The 15519-nt window shown below is 70.7% G+C and carries 11 protein-coding genes and 1 pseudogene; 1 reads left to right on the forward strand and 11 read right to left on the reverse strand.

Features of this window, described 5'->3' with window-relative positions; translation table 11 throughout:
• Window positions 1-9: 9 nt before the first annotated feature.
• Together ACQEVZ_RS06945 and ACQEVZ_RS06950 are read right to left on the reverse strand one after the other, a co-directional pair.
• Window positions 10-1386 carry a CBM35 domain-containing protein gene (locus ACQEVZ_RS06945; RefSeq protein WP_433362848.1) on the reverse strand — a complete coding sequence of 459 codons (1377 nt, stop codon included), beginning with the start codon at window positions 1384-1386 and terminating at the stop codon, window positions 10-12.
• A gap of 16 nt (window positions 1387-1402) precedes the next feature.
• Window positions 1403-3796, reverse strand: a complete 2394-nt coding sequence (locus tag ACQEVZ_RS06950; RefSeq protein ID WP_433362851.1) for a PQQ-dependent sugar dehydrogenase — start codon at window positions 3794-3796, stop codon at window positions 1403-1405.
• Between the two features lie 370 nt (window positions 3797-4166).
• Here ACQEVZ_RS06950 and ACQEVZ_RS06955 point away from each other — a divergent pair, with 370 nt between their 5' ends.
• Window positions 4167-5591, forward strand: coding sequence for a dihydrolipoyl dehydrogenase family protein (locus ACQEVZ_RS06955; protein WP_433362854.1), 1425 nt, complete (start codon window positions 4167-4169; stop codon window positions 5589-5591).
• A gap of 10 nt (window positions 5592-5601) precedes the next feature.
• Here the strand turns inward: ACQEVZ_RS06955 and ACQEVZ_RS06960 are convergent.
• The 9 genes and pseudogenes from ACQEVZ_RS06960 to ACQEVZ_RS07000 form a co-directional block, all read right to left on the reverse strand.
• Window positions 5602-5940, reverse strand: a pseudogene (locus tag ACQEVZ_RS06960) (IS982 family transposase); the annotation flags it as partial.
• Window positions 5941-6174: 234 nt separating this feature from the next.
• Window positions 6175-7023 (reverse strand): SDR family oxidoreductase, encoded by an 849-nt coding sequence (locus ACQEVZ_RS06965; protein ID WP_433362857.1) that lies wholly within the window; start codon window positions 7021-7023, stop codon window positions 6175-6177.
• A gap of 654 nt (window positions 7024-7677) precedes the next feature.
• Window positions 7678-8871: a thiolase family protein gene (locus tag ACQEVZ_RS06970; protein ID WP_433362860.1), complete on the reverse strand. Its 1194-nt coding sequence runs from the start codon at window positions 8869-8871 to the stop codon at window positions 7678-7680.
• Window positions 8868-9788 (reverse strand): acyl-CoA dehydrogenase family protein, encoded by a 921-nt coding sequence (locus ACQEVZ_RS06975; RefSeq protein WP_433362863.1) that lies wholly within the window; start codon window positions 9786-9788, stop codon window positions 8868-8870. The genes ACQEVZ_RS06970 and ACQEVZ_RS06975 overlap by 4 nt, the downstream gene beginning before the upstream one ends.
• Window positions 9778-11295, reverse strand: a complete 1518-nt coding sequence (locus tag ACQEVZ_RS06980) for a class I adenylate-forming enzyme family protein (RefSeq protein WP_433362866.1) — start codon at window positions 11293-11295, stop codon at window positions 9778-9780. Before ACQEVZ_RS06980 ends, ACQEVZ_RS06975 begins: the two co-directional genes overlap by 11 nt.
• Window positions 11292-12398: an acyl-CoA dehydrogenase family protein gene (locus ACQEVZ_RS06985; RefSeq protein WP_433362869.1), complete on the reverse strand. Its 1107-nt coding sequence runs from the start codon at window positions 12396-12398 to the stop codon at window positions 11292-11294. The genes ACQEVZ_RS06980 and ACQEVZ_RS06985 overlap by 4 nt, the downstream gene beginning before the upstream one ends.
• The gene (locus tag ACQEVZ_RS06990; protein WP_433362872.1) at window positions 12395-13204 is read right to left on the reverse strand and encodes an enoyl-CoA hydratase/isomerase family protein; all 810 of its coding nucleotides are present in this window, start codon (window positions 13202-13204) and stop codon (window positions 12395-12397) included. Before ACQEVZ_RS06990 ends, ACQEVZ_RS06985 begins: the two co-directional genes overlap by 4 nt.
• Before the next feature lie 6 nt (window positions 13205-13210).
• Complete coding sequence (locus ACQEVZ_RS06995) at window positions 13211-14353, reverse strand: CaiB/BaiF CoA transferase family protein (protein ID WP_344513926.1); 1143 nt, start codon at window positions 14351-14353, stop codon at window positions 13211-13213.
• A 26-nt stretch (window positions 14354-14379) separates the two neighbouring features.
• Complete coding sequence (locus ACQEVZ_RS07000; protein WP_344513928.1) at window positions 14380-15519, reverse strand: acyl-CoA dehydrogenase family protein; 1140 nt, start codon at window positions 15517-15519, stop codon at window positions 14380-14382.

Raw genomic sequence — 15519 nt, forward strand, 5'->3', positions numbered from 1 at the left:
CTTCCCTTCTCAGCCGGTGTACTGGACGAAGATCTTGGTGTACGCGTATGCCGCCTGCGAGACGCCGCTGCACGAATCGGCGTCGGAGCCGCTGCCACAGGCCCGGTCGCGGTTGACCGACCAGAACGTCAGGCGCGCCAGGTGGTGCTGTTGTGCGTACGCCAGGATCGTCTGGAAGTCGGCGAGCGTGACCGTCTCGTCGGACTCGTCGGTCACGCCGTTCATCGACGAGATGCCGATCCTCGTGTAGGCCACCGCGTCGCTGTAGCCGTAGGCGTTCTTGACGGCGTTCTTCAGGCCGTTGGCGGCGCTGACCGACGCGGCGCCCATCGTGCCGCTGTGCCCGCCGAAGTCGAACGGCATGATGGTCCAGCCGTCGTTGCTCAGGCCGGCCGCCGCGCCCTTGTTGATGAGATCGACGCCGTCGGAGTCCGGCCCGGTCGGGGTCGTGCCGAACGTGACGAACGTCTTGATGCCTGGGTTGTTCGTCTTGATGGTCTTCAGGGCGGAGATGACCCGCTGCCGGACGGTGGCGTTGGAGAACTCGGTCGCCTCGATGTCGATGTCGATCGCCTTGAGCCCGTAGGCGTTGATGACCTTCTGGTACGCGCCGGCGAGCGCGGATGCCGACGAGCACTTCTCGCCGAGCTTGTTGCCGCTCCAGCCGCCGAAGGAGACGATGACGTCCCCGCCAGCGCCGCGGATGGCGTTGATCTTCGCCTGATCGTCGCCGCCGGTCAGCGGCCGCGAGCCGTCCCACAGCGGGTTGCATCCGCCGTCGGAGAGCATGAAGGCGAGCGTGAAAAACTTGATGCCGGTCGCCGACATCACCGACGTCGGGCTCTGTGGGTTGCCCCAGCCGAAGTACTCGTACGGCGCGACCGCCATGCTCGGGCCGGTGGTGCCGCCCTCGACGACGGTGAGCTTGTCGACGTTCGGGCCGCCGCCGGCCGTGGTCGCGGTGGCCCGCACCGTGTTGGCGCCGGCGTTCAGCGTCGCGGTGAGCGACGTCTCCTGCCACGTGGTCCAGGCGCCGGTGCCGTTGAACGCGACGCCGGACGCGACGGTCGTGCCGTTCACCGCGATGTCCATCGGGCGGTTGGTGACCGTACCGTTGGCGAATCTGATGCTGAGCGTCGCGCTGCCGGTCGCCGCGGCGGTCACCGACCACTGCACGGACGAGCCGGTGGCGTTGTCGTAGTTGACGAATCCGGTGCCGGTGTAGCCGGCGTGGTTGGACTCCACCGCGCCATTCGTGATCGTCGCGTTCTCCGCCTGGTAGGCGGTGGTCGTGGCGGCCTGGGCGACACCGGTCGGCAGGCCGATCGCCGCCAGTGCCGCCACCACGCCCGCCGCCAGCGCGGCGCGCCGTCTGTTGAGTCGCATCGTTCCTCCGGGATGGCTAGGTGATCGTGATGCGGAAGATCTGGTCGGAACCGGCGGCGGCACCGCCGTTGTTGTCGCAGTTGGTCGTCGACAGCCACAGCTGGTCGGCGCCTGGCACCTTGACGACCGTGCGCAGCCGCCCGTACGTGCCGACGTAGTACGACGTCGGCGTGCCGGTGTTCTCGGCGTCGAGCAACGGGATGCGCCACAGCCGCTCGCCGCGCAGCGCCGCCATGTACACGACGTCGCGGACGATCGCGATCGCGCTCGGCGAGGCGGTGCTCACCGACCACTGCCGCTTCGGGTTCTCCATGCCCGAGACGCTGCAGGTGCCCTCACACGTCGGCCAGCCGTAGTTACGGCCCGCCTTGATGAGGTTGAGCTCGTCGAACTGGCTGTTGCCGAACTCGGCCTCCCACAGCCGGCCCTGGGAGTCCCAGGCGAGGCCCTGCGGGTTGCGGTGGCCGTAGCTGTACACGAGGGTGCCGAACGGGTTGCCGGGCGCCGCGGTGCCGTCGGTCTTCATCCGCAGGATCTTGCCGTTGAGCGAGCTCTTGTCCTGGGCGAGGTTGGGCGTCTGCGCCTCGCCGGTGGTCGCGTACAGGTAGCCGTCGGGGCCGAACGCCAGGCGGCCGCCGTTGTGGTAGCGGTTCTTCATGATGCCGGTGACCAGCGACGTGTACGCCGTGAGCGTCGTGCCGTTGTAGGTCATCCGGGCGATGCGGTTGCCTTCCGCGGCGGTGTGCATGAAGTACACGAAATGGTTAGTGGTCCAGGCCGGGTCGACCGCGACGCCGAGCAGGCCGCCCTCGCCGTCGGTGGTGACCGTATTCGGCACGGCGCCGACCTGCGTCCGCGCCCCACCCAGGGTGACCTTGAAGACCTTGAACGAGTCGCGCTCGGTGGCGATGGCGGTCTGGCCGTCGGGCATCCAGGCGATGCCCCACGGGATCGTCCAGCCGGTGGAGACGGTGGTGATGCCGGACGGCACGCCACCGCTGCACGCGGTGGTGGTGATCGTCCGGGCGTTGCTCGGAGCGGAGACGTTGCCGGCCGCGTCCCGCGCGACGACCGTCAGCGTGTAGGTGGTGCTGCAGGCCAGCCCGGTGACCGTTGTCGAGGTCACGTTGCCGGCCGACTTGAGGACCGAGCCGCCGCCCATCACGTCGTATCCGGCCACGCCGACGTTGTCCGTCGACGCCGTCCATGACGTGTCGACGGTGCTGCCGGCGACATTCGCGGTGGCGAAGCCGGACGGCGCGGTCGGCGCCTGTGTGTCGGTGCTGGCGAGGGTCCGGCAGATCGCCTGGGCGCTGCTCGTCGACACGTTGCCCGCGGCGTCGCGGCCGAAGACCGACAGACGGTACTCGAAGTTGGGCTGCAGCCCGGTCAGGGCCTTCGCGGTGACGTTCCCGGCGGCCTCGCTGATCTTGTTGCCGTCGTGGTAGATGTCGTACGCGACGACGCCGACGTTGTCCGTCGAGGCACCCCACGACAGGTTGATGCTGTTCTCGGTGATGGTGCCGCAGACGGGCTGTCCGGGCGCGGTCGGCGGCGCGGTGTCGCCGGGGACGCCGGTGCTGAGCCGGTCGACGTTGGGTCCGCCGTTGGCGGTCGTCGCGATGGCCCGGATGCGATTGGTACCGGCGGAGAGGCCGACCGTGAGCGTCACCGTCTGCCAGGTGTCCCAGTTGCCGGTGCTGGGGAACGACAGGGCACTGCGCACAAGGGTGCCGTTGACCGTCACGTCCATCGGCCGGTCGACGCTGGCGCCATTAGCGACACCGTTGGCGTACCGGATGGCGACGCTGACGTTGCCGGCGGTGGCGGCCGGGATCGACCACTCGACGTAGCTGCCGATGACGTTGTCGTAGTTCACGAAGCCGGTGCCGGTGAACCCGGTGTGGTTCGCCTCGACCGCGCCCTGCGAGACGGTCGCGTTCTCCGCCTGGTAGTCCGAGGTCGGCGGCGCGACGTCGACGTCGATCCGGTCGACGTTGGGCCCGCCGTTCGCGGTCGTCGCGACGGCGCGGATCCGGTTCGTGCCGGCGTTCACCGCTGCGGTGATCGTCTTGGTCTGCCACGTGTCCCAGTTGCCGGTGCCCGGGAACGACAGCGAGGCGGTGACCACCGTGCCGTTGACGCTGATGTCCATCGGCCGGTCGGTGGTGGTGCCGTTGGCGAACCGCAGCCCGATCGACGCGGTGCCCGCCGTGGCGGCGTTGACGGTCCATTCGACGGCGCTGCCGGTCGCGTTGTCGTAGTTGACGAACCCGGTCCCGGTGAAGCCGGTGTGGTTCGATTCCACGGTGCCGCCGGAGATCGTGGCGCTCTCGGCCTCATACCGGATCGCGGCGGCCTGCGCGGGTTTCGCCAGCGGGAGGATCGCGGCCACCACTGCTGCCGCCATCAGGGAGGTGATCCAGCGTCTTGCCTTTCGTGGTCCTCCGGAACTCATCGAGCCTCCAAGCCTGAGAAGCCTGAATTGTTAGGCAAGTTGCCTGACAGTTGCTAGAGATGGGACCACCGCATCGACGGAGCTGTCAAGCGTTTACGAGCATCAATCTCACGCGTCGGCAGACCGGAACGGGCGGTGTTGTCCTCGCTGGTCCGGGCGCTGCCACTGGAGCTGGGGAAGCATCGGATCGTCACCCCGGCGACCCTGCTGGCCTGGCACCGCCGGCTGGTCCGCCGGCACTGGACCTACTCGAACCCACGGGTTCGAGTCAGCCTGCTGGGGAAGTCACACAAGGCATGACTTCGAGCATCGGAGGAGCGCCATGGCGAACAAGAATGACGTTTTCGACGTGATCGTGATCGGTGCGGGACCGGTCGGGATAACCGTCGCCGCGCGCGCTGTACGGGGTGGCCTGACCGCGGCCGTGGTCGAGGAGCGCCTGGCCGGCGGCGAGTGCGAGTACTACGCGTGTGTTCCGAGCAAGGCGCTGCTGTGGCCGATGGAATTGGCGGCCGAGGTGAACCGGATGCCGGGACTGCAGCTGCGCGGCCCGATCGACGCCGCCGCGGTGCTGGCCCGCCGCGACGAGACGGTGTCGCACCGCGACGACGGCCACGAGGTGAACTTGATCGAGAAGTTCCCGGCGACGTTCGTGCGAGGCTATGGACGGCTGGCCGGGCCGCTGCGCGCCGAGGTCATGACGCCGGAGGGTGGCACGCGGGCGCTGCGTGCCCGGCACGCCGTCGTCGTCGCCACCGGCAGCGACCCCGCCGTCCCCGACGTGCCCGGGCTGCGGGAGGCCCGCCCATGGACCAACCGGGAAGCGACCAGCGTCCAGCAGGTACCCAAGCGGCTGGTCGTGATAGGCGCCGGGCCGGTGGCCTGCGAGATGGCCCAGGCGCTGCACTCCCTCGGCGCCGAGGAGACGACCGTGCTCGTGCGCGGCGACCGGCTGCTCACCCGGGCCGAGCCCTTCGCCGGCGACCTGGTAGCGCAGTCGTTCCGGGAATCGGGCATCGACGTGCGCTTCGGCCGCTCGGCCACCCGTGTGGAGCGGCCGGTCGCGGGCGGTCCGGTGACCGTGCACACCGACGACGGCGGGCAGGTCGATGCTGACGACCTCCTCGTCGGCACCGGCCGCCGCTTCTCGACATACGACATCGGCCTGGACACGGTCGGCCTGCGCCCCGACGGCCCGATCCGGGTGGACGCGAGCATGCGGGCCACCGCCGTCGCGGACGGCTGGCTGTACGCCGTCGGCGACGTCAACGGCCGCAACCTGCTCACCCACATGGGCAAGTACCAGGCCCGCGTCTGCGGCGACGTCATCGCCGCCCGCGCCACCGGCCGGCCCGAGGACGCGCCAGGGCTGCGCGACACCGCCGACGACCGGGGCGCGCCCCAGGTCGTGTTCACCGAGCCGCAGGTGTGCATGGTCGGGCGCACCGAGTCCCAGGCCCGCGCCGACGGCTTCAACGTCCGCACCGTGGAGTACGACATCGGCGAGGTCGCCGGCGCCATCGTCCGCGGCATCGGCTACACCGGCCGGGCGAAGCTGGTCGTCGACGAAGACCGCCGGGTCCTGCTCGGCGCGACCTTCGTCGCCTCCGACATGGCAGACATGCTGCACTCGGCCACCATCGCGGTGAACGCTGAGGTTCCCCTCGACCAACTGTGGCACGCCGTGCCGCCGTTCCCGACCGTCAGCGAAATCTGGCTGCGCCTGCTGGAGCAGTACGGCCTGTGACGCTTGCGGTTCAGTGGTCGTAGGCGGTCAGGGATCGCATGATCGGCTGGCCGGTGTGCCAGTTGTGCCAGATCGCGGCGGTCATGGCCAGGATGCGTTGCAGTACCCCGACGGCGACGCCGGCTGGGGTTCGTCCGCCGTGGCGTTCGAGGTCGAGTTGGCCTTTGAGGGTTTGGTTGACGGACTCGATGTTCTGCCGGACCGCGCGCAGCAGTGGCCGTCCGGGGCGTGGCGGGTCGGTGCGGTATGCGGGTCGGACGACATCGATGTTGTTGTCGTTGAGCCAGGTTTCGGTGGTCCGGTCTCGGTAGCCCTTGTCCACGACCAGGATCACTCCGTCGGGGTGGTGGTTCCGCGACGCGGGCGTCGACGTGCGCCTGGAGCAGCGGGTCGATCGCGTCGAGCGGGTCGAGGTCAACGACGCCGGGCCCGGGTCTGGATCCACGGTGGACCGGTCACGGTGCGCCTCGACCGGGGAGACGTGCTCACCGTCGACGAGGTGCTGGTCGCGTCGGAAGGTACGAACCGCCGTAGCAGTGTCAGGTCCGGCGACCGCCAAGCACCTCTGGCCCCTTGACGGGATTCAGACGGAAACAGGGGTTTCGGGCTCCATGTCGAACGAAGCCTGAAGCTTCTCCGGGCGCGTACCAAGTCCGTCGCGGACATGGCGCTGCCATGGCGCCTCGATGAGACGCTTGGTCTCCTCGATCATTGATGCCGGTTCCAGGTTGCGGTAGCTGTCCACCTCACCGGCGGCGACGGCAGTCAATGTCTCGTACACGGGCTCGGGATCGAACTGCGCCCGCGGGAACGCGAGTTTCGAGTAGTCGAACAGCCGCTCGGAGGCATCGTCCTCCCAGCTCTTCCAGGTCTGGAACATGCGGTCGTTGAATCCGGTCAGAAATGGGCCTGGATTGACGGTGGCAACCTCAATGCCAAACTCACGCAGCTCGTCCGCCATGCTTTCCGCGATGGCCTCGATCGCGTGCTTCGACGCCGAGTAGAGGCCGGTGAAAGGATTGACGTTCAGCCCCTCCCGGGACGACATCCAGACAATACGCCCCTCGCCCCGCTTGACCATCTGCTTCGCGATTCCCTGCGTCAGTAGAAGGGGTCCGAAAAGGTTTACCTCAAATTGATTGCGAATGTTCCGGTCGGGAATGTCGACAGTCGAACCACCCTCCCCGACACCCGCGTTGTTCACCAGGATCTCGACGTCCCACGAAAGGGCTTTTCTCCGGTCTCCCTCGTCGGTGACGTCGAGCTTCTCGACCTGTAAACTCACCCCTCGCTGAGCGGCCTGCCACTTGAGGGTCTGCACCTGGGCCCAGATCTCCACGGTGGCGATGACGTCGAATCCCTTTCCAGCCAGGCGCATTGCCACCTCATGGCCGAAACCAGTCCCGGCTCCAGTGATAAGAACTTTCTTCATAGCGGCAGCGTCCTTTCTGCAGCAGCGCCGACGATTCGGCAACTGGCCGGAATACCGATGGAACGGTCCCCGGCCTGCGTTTCAGAGGCCCGCGCCCTCCCGCGCAGTCAAGGAGAGCGGCAAGCCACCCAGCGGCTTCGCCGTAGTCTGTCCGGCTTCCGCCGCGGGAAGCGCGGCAGCTGCACCGACCACCCGATGAGCTCGGCACTACCCCGGAGTTCGGCACTACCCCGGCAAGGTCGCGGTACACCCCTGGTACGCCGGCGCACACCCAGCAGGCGCGTAGCGACGGGCCTGTGCTTCGTCGCTCAGCGGCGAGTGGGTGCTGCACCCGGCCGCGCTCATGCTCTCCCAGGTGCGTGCCGCCAGACGCGGCCAAAAAGTGGTCCGAGCTTCGAAGGCCCGGTCGACCGCGCGCGAGCGGGCTCGAAGCACCACGTCCTGACCGAGGGGATCTGGCGGTCCGGGTCCTGGCCGGGCTGCGGGCGGACCGGTCCCGCGTCGGGCCGCGCCGACCCGGCTGCCGGGAGAGCTGGGCCGGCCAGCCCCGCCGCCACGGCGGGGAGTTCATCTTCGGTGACCCGGCCAGCTGGGACACTCCGGACGTGACCACCACAGGTCGACTGCGGTAGGAGCTGGTGGCCTCAGCGCGCATCACCGGACGGTGACGATGACCGCCTCGGCTTCGCCGACGCCGCCGCAGATGGTGACCAGGCCCCGCCCGCCACCCCGGCGGCGCAGCTCATTGATCACTGTCACTACCAGTCGGCCGCCCGTCGCGCCGGTGGGATGGCCGATCGCGACGGCGCCGCCGTTGACGTTCGTCCGTTCGCGCAGCCGCTGCGCCTTGTCCCGGTCGCCGTCCGCCAGTACGAGCGTCGTCACCAGGGGTACGGCGGCGAAAGCCTCGTTGACCTCGATCAGGTCGATGTCCGCGAGCGTCAGGCCGGCCCGGGCCAGTGCCCGCTGGGCCGCCCGCGCGGGCATCGACGCCAGGCGTTGCGGGTCGCCGGAGACCTGCGTGCAGGCGCCGACGGTGGCCAGGCCGGTGGTGCCGCGCCGCGTCGCCTCCTCCTCGCTGGCCAGCACCAGGGCCACCGCGCCGGTGCTCATGTTGGGCGCGTTGCCCGCCGTCACCGTGGCACTGCCGTAGACCGTCGGCAGCGCAGCCAGTTGCTGTGCCGTGGTGGCGGGCCGCGGTACCTCGTCGGCGGCCAACCGGACGGCGCGGCCGTTGCGGTCCGGCACGTCCACGGGCACGATCTCGTCGTCGAAGCAGCCGCGGGCCAGCGCGTCGGCGTAGCGTTGCTGGCTGCGCAGCGCCCAGTCGTCCTGTGCGGCGCGGTCCACGCCGTACTCGGTGGCCTCGGCGCCGGCCTGCACCGCCCTGGGTACCCCCGTGTGCGGGCAGGAGACGACGAGTTGGTCGGTGAGCACGATGTCGCCGATCCGGTTGCCGAAGCGGGCCTCGTGCACGAAGTACGGCACCCGGCTCAGGTTCTCCACGGCACCGGCGACGCTCAGCGCGGTGTCGTTCAGCCGCAGTCCCCGGCTGGCCAGCGTGATCGCCGCGAGCGACGAGCAGCAGGCCCGGTCGACGGTGTACGCGACCTTCTCCTCGGGGATGCCGGCACGCAGCAGCACCTGCCGGGCCACCGACCGCTCGGAGCCGGGGAAGTTCACCCCGAACGCCAACTCGTCGACGTCCGCGCCGGTCAGCCCGGCGCGCTGCAGCACGGCGCCCACCGGGATCGCCCCGAGCTCGGGCAAGGGCAGGTTACGCAGGGCGCCGCCGAAGCGGCCGAACGGGGTGCGACCCGTGGCGAGGACGACGACGTCGCCGGTCATGGGGACTTCCTTTCGAAGACGTCGGCGGTCCACGCCGACCTGCGGTACGGGGCCAGCGCCTGGGTGCGCAGTTGGGCGATGCGCCGCCCGTACCAGGCCACACCACCCTCTTCAGCGAACGCCATCGCACCGTACGTCTGGAAGGTGTGGTAGGTGGCGGTACGCGCCGCGCGGGCGGCGGACAGGACGGCGGCACGGGCGGCCCGCGCGGCGTCCGGCGCGCCGTCCGCCAGCCGGGTCGCGGCACGGCTGGTCAAGGCATGCGCGGCCGCCAGGCCGACGTCGGCCTCGGCGAGGGGGAACGCCACGCCCTGGAAGTCGCCCAGCGGCCGACGGAACTGGTGGCGGGTGGCCACGTACCCGGCCGCGTCCCGAACCAGCCGGGTACCGGCTCCGACGAGTTGCGCGGCGAGCGCCAGGTCACCGAGGGCGAGCGCGCCGCACTCGTCGGAGATACGACGGCGGGGCGCCAGCGGCATCTCGGCCCACCCGTCACCGGTGAGCATCCGTACCGGCACCGCCTCACCGGCCGGCTCACATTCCCAGAGGCCGTCGTCGGTGAGCGCGAAGAACGCGGTGGCGCGGTGTCCCCAGGGCAACGGACCGCCGGTGCCCACGGTGGCGATGCCGTTCGCCGGTGGTCCGCCGGCGGCGCGGGTCGCCAGGACGGTTTCCCAGAGCGGGCCGGGGCAACCGAGCGCGCCCAGCTCCTCCATGACGGCGGCGATCTCGCGGGCCACCTCGGTGCCCTCGGCCGCAAGGCCAAGGAACCCGATGTCGGCGAGGTCCTGCCAGGTCTGCTCGGGAAACCCGTCGCCCGGCAGGTGGCGCCAACCTTCCTCGTGGCGCCGGCACAGCGCACGCACTGCCTCCGCGAACTCCCGCGGCTGCTGGCCGTAGTCCACCTCAAGCGTCACGGGTGACCTCCCGCAGGGCACGTTTGTCCACCTTCATCGCCGGGGTCACCGGCAGCTCGTCAAGCACGTGGAACCGGCGGGGCACCTTGTACCCGGCCAGTGCGGCCCGGCAGTGTTCGCGCAGCGCGTCGGGATCCACGCCACCGCCGGGATGTGGGACGACGGCGGCCTCCACCCGTTCGCCCCACAGCGGGTCGTCCGCGCCGAACACCGCCACTTGGTGGACCTGCGGGTGCTGGGCGATCACGTTCTCGACCTCGATCGGGAAGACGTTCTCGCCACCCGAGATGATCATGTCTTTGGCCCGGCCGGCCAGGTGGAGGAAGCCGTCCGCGTCGAGCCAGCCGAGGTCGCCGGAGCGGATCGCGCCGTCGACCACAGTGGTTTGGGTCTGTTCCGGTCGCGCCCAGTACCCGGACATCTGCCACGGCGTGCGGACCACGACCTCCCCGACGCTGCCCCGTGGCACGTCGTGGCCGGTGTCGTCGACGATGCGGATCGACGCGCCCGGCACCGGGCGCCCCAGCCCCCGGTCGTCGCCGTCCTCGTGTTCCCAGGAGCGCACCCGGGCCGCCGCGCCGAACTCGGTGGCGCCGTACCCGGTGATCAGGTGGGCCCGGGGGAACGCGGTGCGCAGCCGGCCAGGGAAGTCGGGTGCGCTGGAGGTGGAGCCGAACAGCACCCGGCGGATCGGGGCGCCGTGTTCCGCGCCGAAGCCGGGATGGTCCAGCAGCCGCAGCAGTGCGGTGGGTGCGCCGAACAGCCGGGTGGGCCGGCCGGTGGCGAGCGCGTCGAGGACGGTGGCCTCGTCGAAGCGCGGTAGCAGCCAGGCGGTGCCGCCCGCGTACAGGGTCGCGAACACGACCGTGGCGATCGCGATGTGGAAGAACGGGGAGAAGTACAGCTCCACGTCGGTGCGCCGGATCTCCATCTGCGCCTGGCAGGACGCGGCGTACTGATACAGCGCCGAATGGGTCCAGGTGGCGCCCTTCGGCTCGCCGGTGGTGCCACCGGTACCGATGATCATCGCGGCCGCCTCGTCCCGGAACGAGGACGACGAGGAGGCAGGCGTCGCGACAGTCAGCGCCATCCGGTCGGTCAACGGCCCGGGAGCGCCGGCCGAGGGCAGCGTGGCCAAGCCGCAGCCCAGCCTGGCCGCCAGCTCGGCCGCCGGCTCGGCATGGGACTCGGCGGCCAGCAGCTGGGCCGGGCAGAGCGGGGCCAGGAAGGCGTATGCCTCGAGCGGGGCGAGCCGGGTGTTCAGCGGTACTGCGACCGCCCCGGCGGCGATGATCCCGAACAGCGCGGCCAGATGCGGGGCGCCGGGTGCCAGCGCGGTGACCACCCGGTCGCCCGGGGCGACGCCGAGGGCGCGCAGCGCGGCGGCGTGTTCCTCGATCGCGGTCCACAGTTCCGCGTAGGTGTACTCGCCGGCCGGGTCGATCAGCGCCGGCGCGTCCGGTGCGTGCCGCGCGTGGTCGGCCAGCACGTCCAGGTACAGGGTCATCGACGTCCTCCCAGCCCGAGCGCCTCGCGGGCCAGCACGCCCAGCATGATTTCCGAGGTGCCTCCGGCGATGGTCTCCATGAAGGTTTCGTGCCACAGGAAGCTCGGCGTGCCGGTGCTGGCGGCCCCGGCATCGCCGACGTCGAACGGCAGCCGCGCGATGCGTTGCAGGGTCCTGCTGCCCAGCAGCTTCGCCCGCGCCGCCTGCGCGGCACCGTCATGGCCGGCCTCCAGGGCCGCGAGGGTACTCATGGCGGCCGCCTCCACCTCGGCCACGTCCAGCGCAACGTCGGCGATGTCGGCGCGGACCCGGGCATCGGCCGACCAGCCGCGCTCGACCGACCAGCGCAGCAGATCCTCGTAGTCGCGGCGGACCCGGCCGGGCAGCACCATCAGATGCCGCTCGACGGCCAGTGCGGCCCGGATCAGCCGCCACGCCTCGCCTTCGGCACCGATCCGGTTCTCCTGCGGCACGTACACGCCGTCGAGGCTCACCTCGTTGAGCCGGTGCCCGTCGATGGTGTGGATCGGCCGGATCTGCACCCCGGGTGCCGTGAGGTCGAGCATCAGCAGCGTGTGACCGTCGTCCGGGGTACGGCACAGCAGCCACAGGTAGTCGGAGTTGTGCGCGTCGGAGGTCCACCGCTTCTCGCCGGTGACCCGGTATCCGTCGCCGTCGCGTACCGCCCGGGTGCGCACCCCGGCCAGGTCGGAGCCGGCTTCCGGCTCCGAGTATCCCAACGCGAAGCTGATCTCGCCCAGGCCGATACCGGGCAGGAAGCGGGCCCGTTGCTCGTCCGTGCCGTGCCCGATGATGGTCTTCGCTATGATCCCGGCGGCCAGGTCGGGGCGTACTGCGCGGGCGTAGGCCAGCTCATCCCAGACGATGAACTCGGTCGAGGGCGGCGCGGCCTGCCCGTCCCACTCACGCGGCCAGGCCAGCCGTAGCCAGCCGCGCCGGCCGAGTTCGCGGTACAGCTCGCGGCTGGCACCGCCGCGGCCATGGAAGTACTGCATCGGGTCGCGTCTGTGCACGTGTTCGGCCAGGAACGCCCGCACCTCGTCGCGCAGTCGCTCCTGCTCGGCGGTGAAGGTCCATCTCATGCCGGTGCCTCGACGTTCCATTGTGGAGGACGTCGCTGTACGAAGGCACGCGCACCCTCCAGGAAGTCGGGGTGGGTCCACTGTCGGCGGGCCAGTTCCCAGCCGTACTCCAGGGCCTCCTGGTGCGGCCGTTCGGCGGCCCCCCAGATCGCCTGCTTCGAGCGCGACACCGCACTCGGGGAGTTGGCTGCGATGGCCACGGCCAGGCCCCATGCGGTGTCCATCAGCTGGGCCGCCGGCACCAACTCGTCGACCAGGCCCAGCTGGTACGCGCGTGCCGCGTCGAGCCGGAAACCCTTGCCCGTCAACGTCATCCGCAGCACGGTGCCCAGCGGCAACCGGCGGCCCAGGCCGATGTTCTCCACCGCACCGACCTGCCCGACGCTGACATGGGTGTCCATGAATTGGGCGTGGTCGGCGGCCACGACGACGTCCGCGTCCGCGACGAAGTGCAGCCCGCCCCCGGCGACCAGCCCGTTCACGGCGCAGATGACGGGCTTCCACACCTGGTTCTGCAACGGTGACCAGACGATGTCCTCGGCCACCGTGCCCTGGCCGGACGTGGTCGTGCCGGTGTCGGCCACCTCGCGGACATCGGCTCCGGTGCAGAAGTGCCGGTCCCCGGTGCCGGTGACGATGACCACCCGTACCGACGGATCGTCGCGCACCCTCGCCCACAGCTCGCGCAGCCTGGGCCGCATCCGCCGGGACAGCGCGTTGCCCACGTCCGGCCGGTTGAGCCGGATGGTGGCGATGCCGTCACGCTCGTCGTACTCGATGCCCTCGTTCGTCAAGTCGTTCGTCATGCCGGCCTATCCCACGATCCGGTCGGCACGCAGCCGTTCGATGTCCACTGTGGACATCCCGAGCCCGCCGAGCAGTTCGTCGGTGTGCCGGCTGTACCCGACCGGCGGGCCCGGCGGCACCGGTGCGGTCCGGGAGAACCGCGGCGCGGGCGCCGGCTGGGGCGCACCCGCGACCGGGACCAGGGTGCGCCGGGCGGCCAGGTGCGGGTGCGTGGCGGCCTCGGCCATCGACAGCACCGGCGTGACGCAGGCGTCGGTACCGTCGAAGGCCGCCGTCCACTCGTCCCGGGTGCGGGTGGCGAAGATCCGGGCGAACGCGGCGGCCTGCGCCGGCCAGCGCTCCCGGTCGTGCTGCGGAAAGTCATCGGCGGCCAACTCGAGCCCGGACAGCAGCTGGGCGTAGAACTGCGGCTCGATCGCGCCGACCGCCATGAAGCCGCCGTCGCTGGTGCGGTACGTGCGGTAGAACGGCGCACCGCCGTCGAGCACGTTGCTCTCCCGCCGGTCCGACCAGGTGCCGGCGGCCAGCATCCCGTGGAACATCGCGGTCAGCGAGACCACCCCGTCCACCATCGCCGCGTCGATGACCTGCCCGGCCCCGGAGCGCTCCCGTTCCCGCAGTGCGCATGCGATACCGAAGGCCAGGTACAGCGCTCCCCCGCCGAAGTCGCCGACCAGGTTCAACGGCACCGGCGGTGGCAGCTCGGCCGGCCCCATCGGATACAGCGCGCCGGCGATCCCGATGTAGTTGATGTCGTGCCCGGCGCGCTGGGCCAGCGGCCCGTCCTGCCCCCAACCGGTCATCCGTGCGTAGATCAGCCCCGGATTGCGCTCCAGGCAGGGTTGCGGGCCGGCACCGAGCCGCTCCATCACGCCGGGCCGCATCCCCTCCATCAACACGTCGGCGCCCTCCACGAGGCGCAGCAACAGGTCCACGCCCTCGGACCGCTTGAGGTCCAGTGCCACGGTGCGCCGGTGCCGGTGCCGCGGATCCGTCCCGGCGCTCGCTCCCGCGCCCGGCGCGGGGGCGCCCACCCGGTCGACCCGGATCACCTCGGCACCCATGTCAGCCAGCAGCATCCCGGCGAACGGCACCGGGCCGAGCGCCGCCACCTCGATGACCCGTACCCCGTGCAGCGGCCCGGACATGACGTCTCCCTCTTCGTGTGCTGTGTTCATCGCAGTGCTGACACCCCGAGCAGGTGCTTGCCCAGGTGCAGGATCTGGATCTGGCTGGTGCCCTCGGGGATGGTCGCCTCCCGCGCGTCGCGGAAGTAGCGCTCCACCGGGGACTCCTCCATCAGCCCGGCCCCGCCGTGCACCTGCAACGCCAGCGTGGCCGCCTGACCGGCAGCCTCGCCGCAGTAGTACTTGGCCATCGAGCACTCGTACCGGCCCGGCAGCCCGGCGTCGAGCGTGCGGGCTGCCTGATAGCCCAGCAGCCGGGCCGTCTCGGTGAGTGTGGCGACCTGCACCACCATCTCCTGCACCAGTTGGAATCCGGCGATCGGGCGGCCGAACTGTTCCCGGGTGCGAGCGAAGCTCACACAGGACTCCAGGCAGGCCTGGGCCAGCCCGACCGCACCCATGGCCATGTTCAACCGGCCCAGGTTGACGCCGGCCATCGCCAGGGCCAGCCCACGGCCCAACTCGCCGAGCACGTTCGCCGCCGGCACCCGGGTCTGGTCGAAGACCAGTTCGCAGCTGGTCGTGGCCCGCAGCGGCATGTGCGGGATGTCGTAGGCCTGATACTGCGACTCCGCCCGGTCGACCAGGAACGCGCTGACCTCGCCGGTGTCCGGCACGCGGGCCAGCACGACCCCGAAGTCGCCGGCCAAGGCGTTGGTGATGTACAGCTTCCGCCCGTTGATGACGTAGTCATCCCCGTCACGCCGGGCTGTCGTGCGCAGCGCCCCGGCGTCGGAACCCGCGTCGGGTTCGGTGAGCGCGAACCAGCCGAACCGCTGCCCGGCCAGCAGCGGCCGCAGGAACCGCTCCTTCTGCTCCGGCGTGCCGGCCGTGCTCAGTACCCGGGCCAGCATGCTCTGCACGTTGAGCGTGGTGCGCAGCGAACCCCAGCAGCGGCCCGCCTCCTGCATCAGCAGCGCCAGCACCATGTGGCTGGCACCGTCGCCGCCGTCTGCTTCCGGTACCACGCCGCGCACGTACCCGAACTCGTACAGCTCGACCAGCCGATGCCAGGGAAAGGTGCGTGCCCGTTCGTGCTCAGTCACGATCGGCGCGATCTTCGCGTCGAGGTACGAGCGCACACTGTCGCGCAGCAGCCGCTCGTCCTCGTTCAGCAGGACGTCCAT

The sequence above is a fragment of the Dactylosporangium sp. CA-152071 genome, from assembly GCF_050936335.1.
In the GTDB taxonomy this organism is placed as follows: domain Bacteria; phylum Actinomycetota; class Actinomycetes; order Mycobacteriales; family Micromonosporaceae; genus Dactylosporangium; species Dactylosporangium maewongense.

Excerpts from the sequence above, each read along its gene's own strand:
- ACQEVZ_RS06970 (WP_433362860.1), bottom strand. The coding sequence starts at position 8,871 with ATGACCGGCGACGTCGTCGTCCTCGCCACGGGTCGCACCCCGTTCGGC.
- ACQEVZ_RS06980 (WP_433362866.1), bottom strand. The coding sequence starts at position 11,295 with ATGACCCTGTACCTGGACGTGCTGGCCGACCACGCGCGGCACGCACCG.
- ACQEVZ_RS06965 (WP_433362857.1), bottom strand. The coding sequence starts at position 7,023 with ATGAAGAAAGTTCTTATCACTGGAGCCGGGACTGGTTTCGGCCATGAG.
- ACQEVZ_RS07000 (WP_344513928.1), bottom strand. The coding sequence starts at position 15,519 with ATGGACGTCCTGCTGAACGAGGACGAGCGGCTGCTGCGCGACAGTGTG.
- ACQEVZ_RS06985 (WP_433362869.1), bottom strand. The coding sequence starts at position 12,398 with ATGAGATGGACCTTCACCGCCGAGCAGGAGCGACTGCGCGACGAGGTG.
- ACQEVZ_RS06995 (WP_344513926.1), bottom strand. The coding sequence starts at position 14,353 with ATGTCCGGGCCGCTGCACGGGGTACGGGTCATCGAGGTGGCGGCGCTC.
- ACQEVZ_RS06990 (WP_433362872.1), bottom strand. The coding sequence starts at position 13,204 with ATGACGAACGACTTGACGAACGAGGGCATCGAGTACGACGAGCGTGAC.
- ACQEVZ_RS06945 (WP_433362848.1), bottom strand. The coding sequence starts at position 1,386 with ATGCGACTCAACAGACGGCGCGCCGCGCTGGCGGCGGGCGTGGTGGCG.
- ACQEVZ_RS06950 (WP_433362851.1), bottom strand. The coding sequence starts at position 3,796 with ATGGCGGCAGCAGTGGTGGCCGCGATCCTCCCGCTGGCGAAACCCGCG.
- ACQEVZ_RS06955 (WP_433362854.1), top strand. The coding sequence starts at position 4,167 with ATGGCGAACAAGAATGACGTTTTCGACGTGATCGTGATCGGTGCGGGA.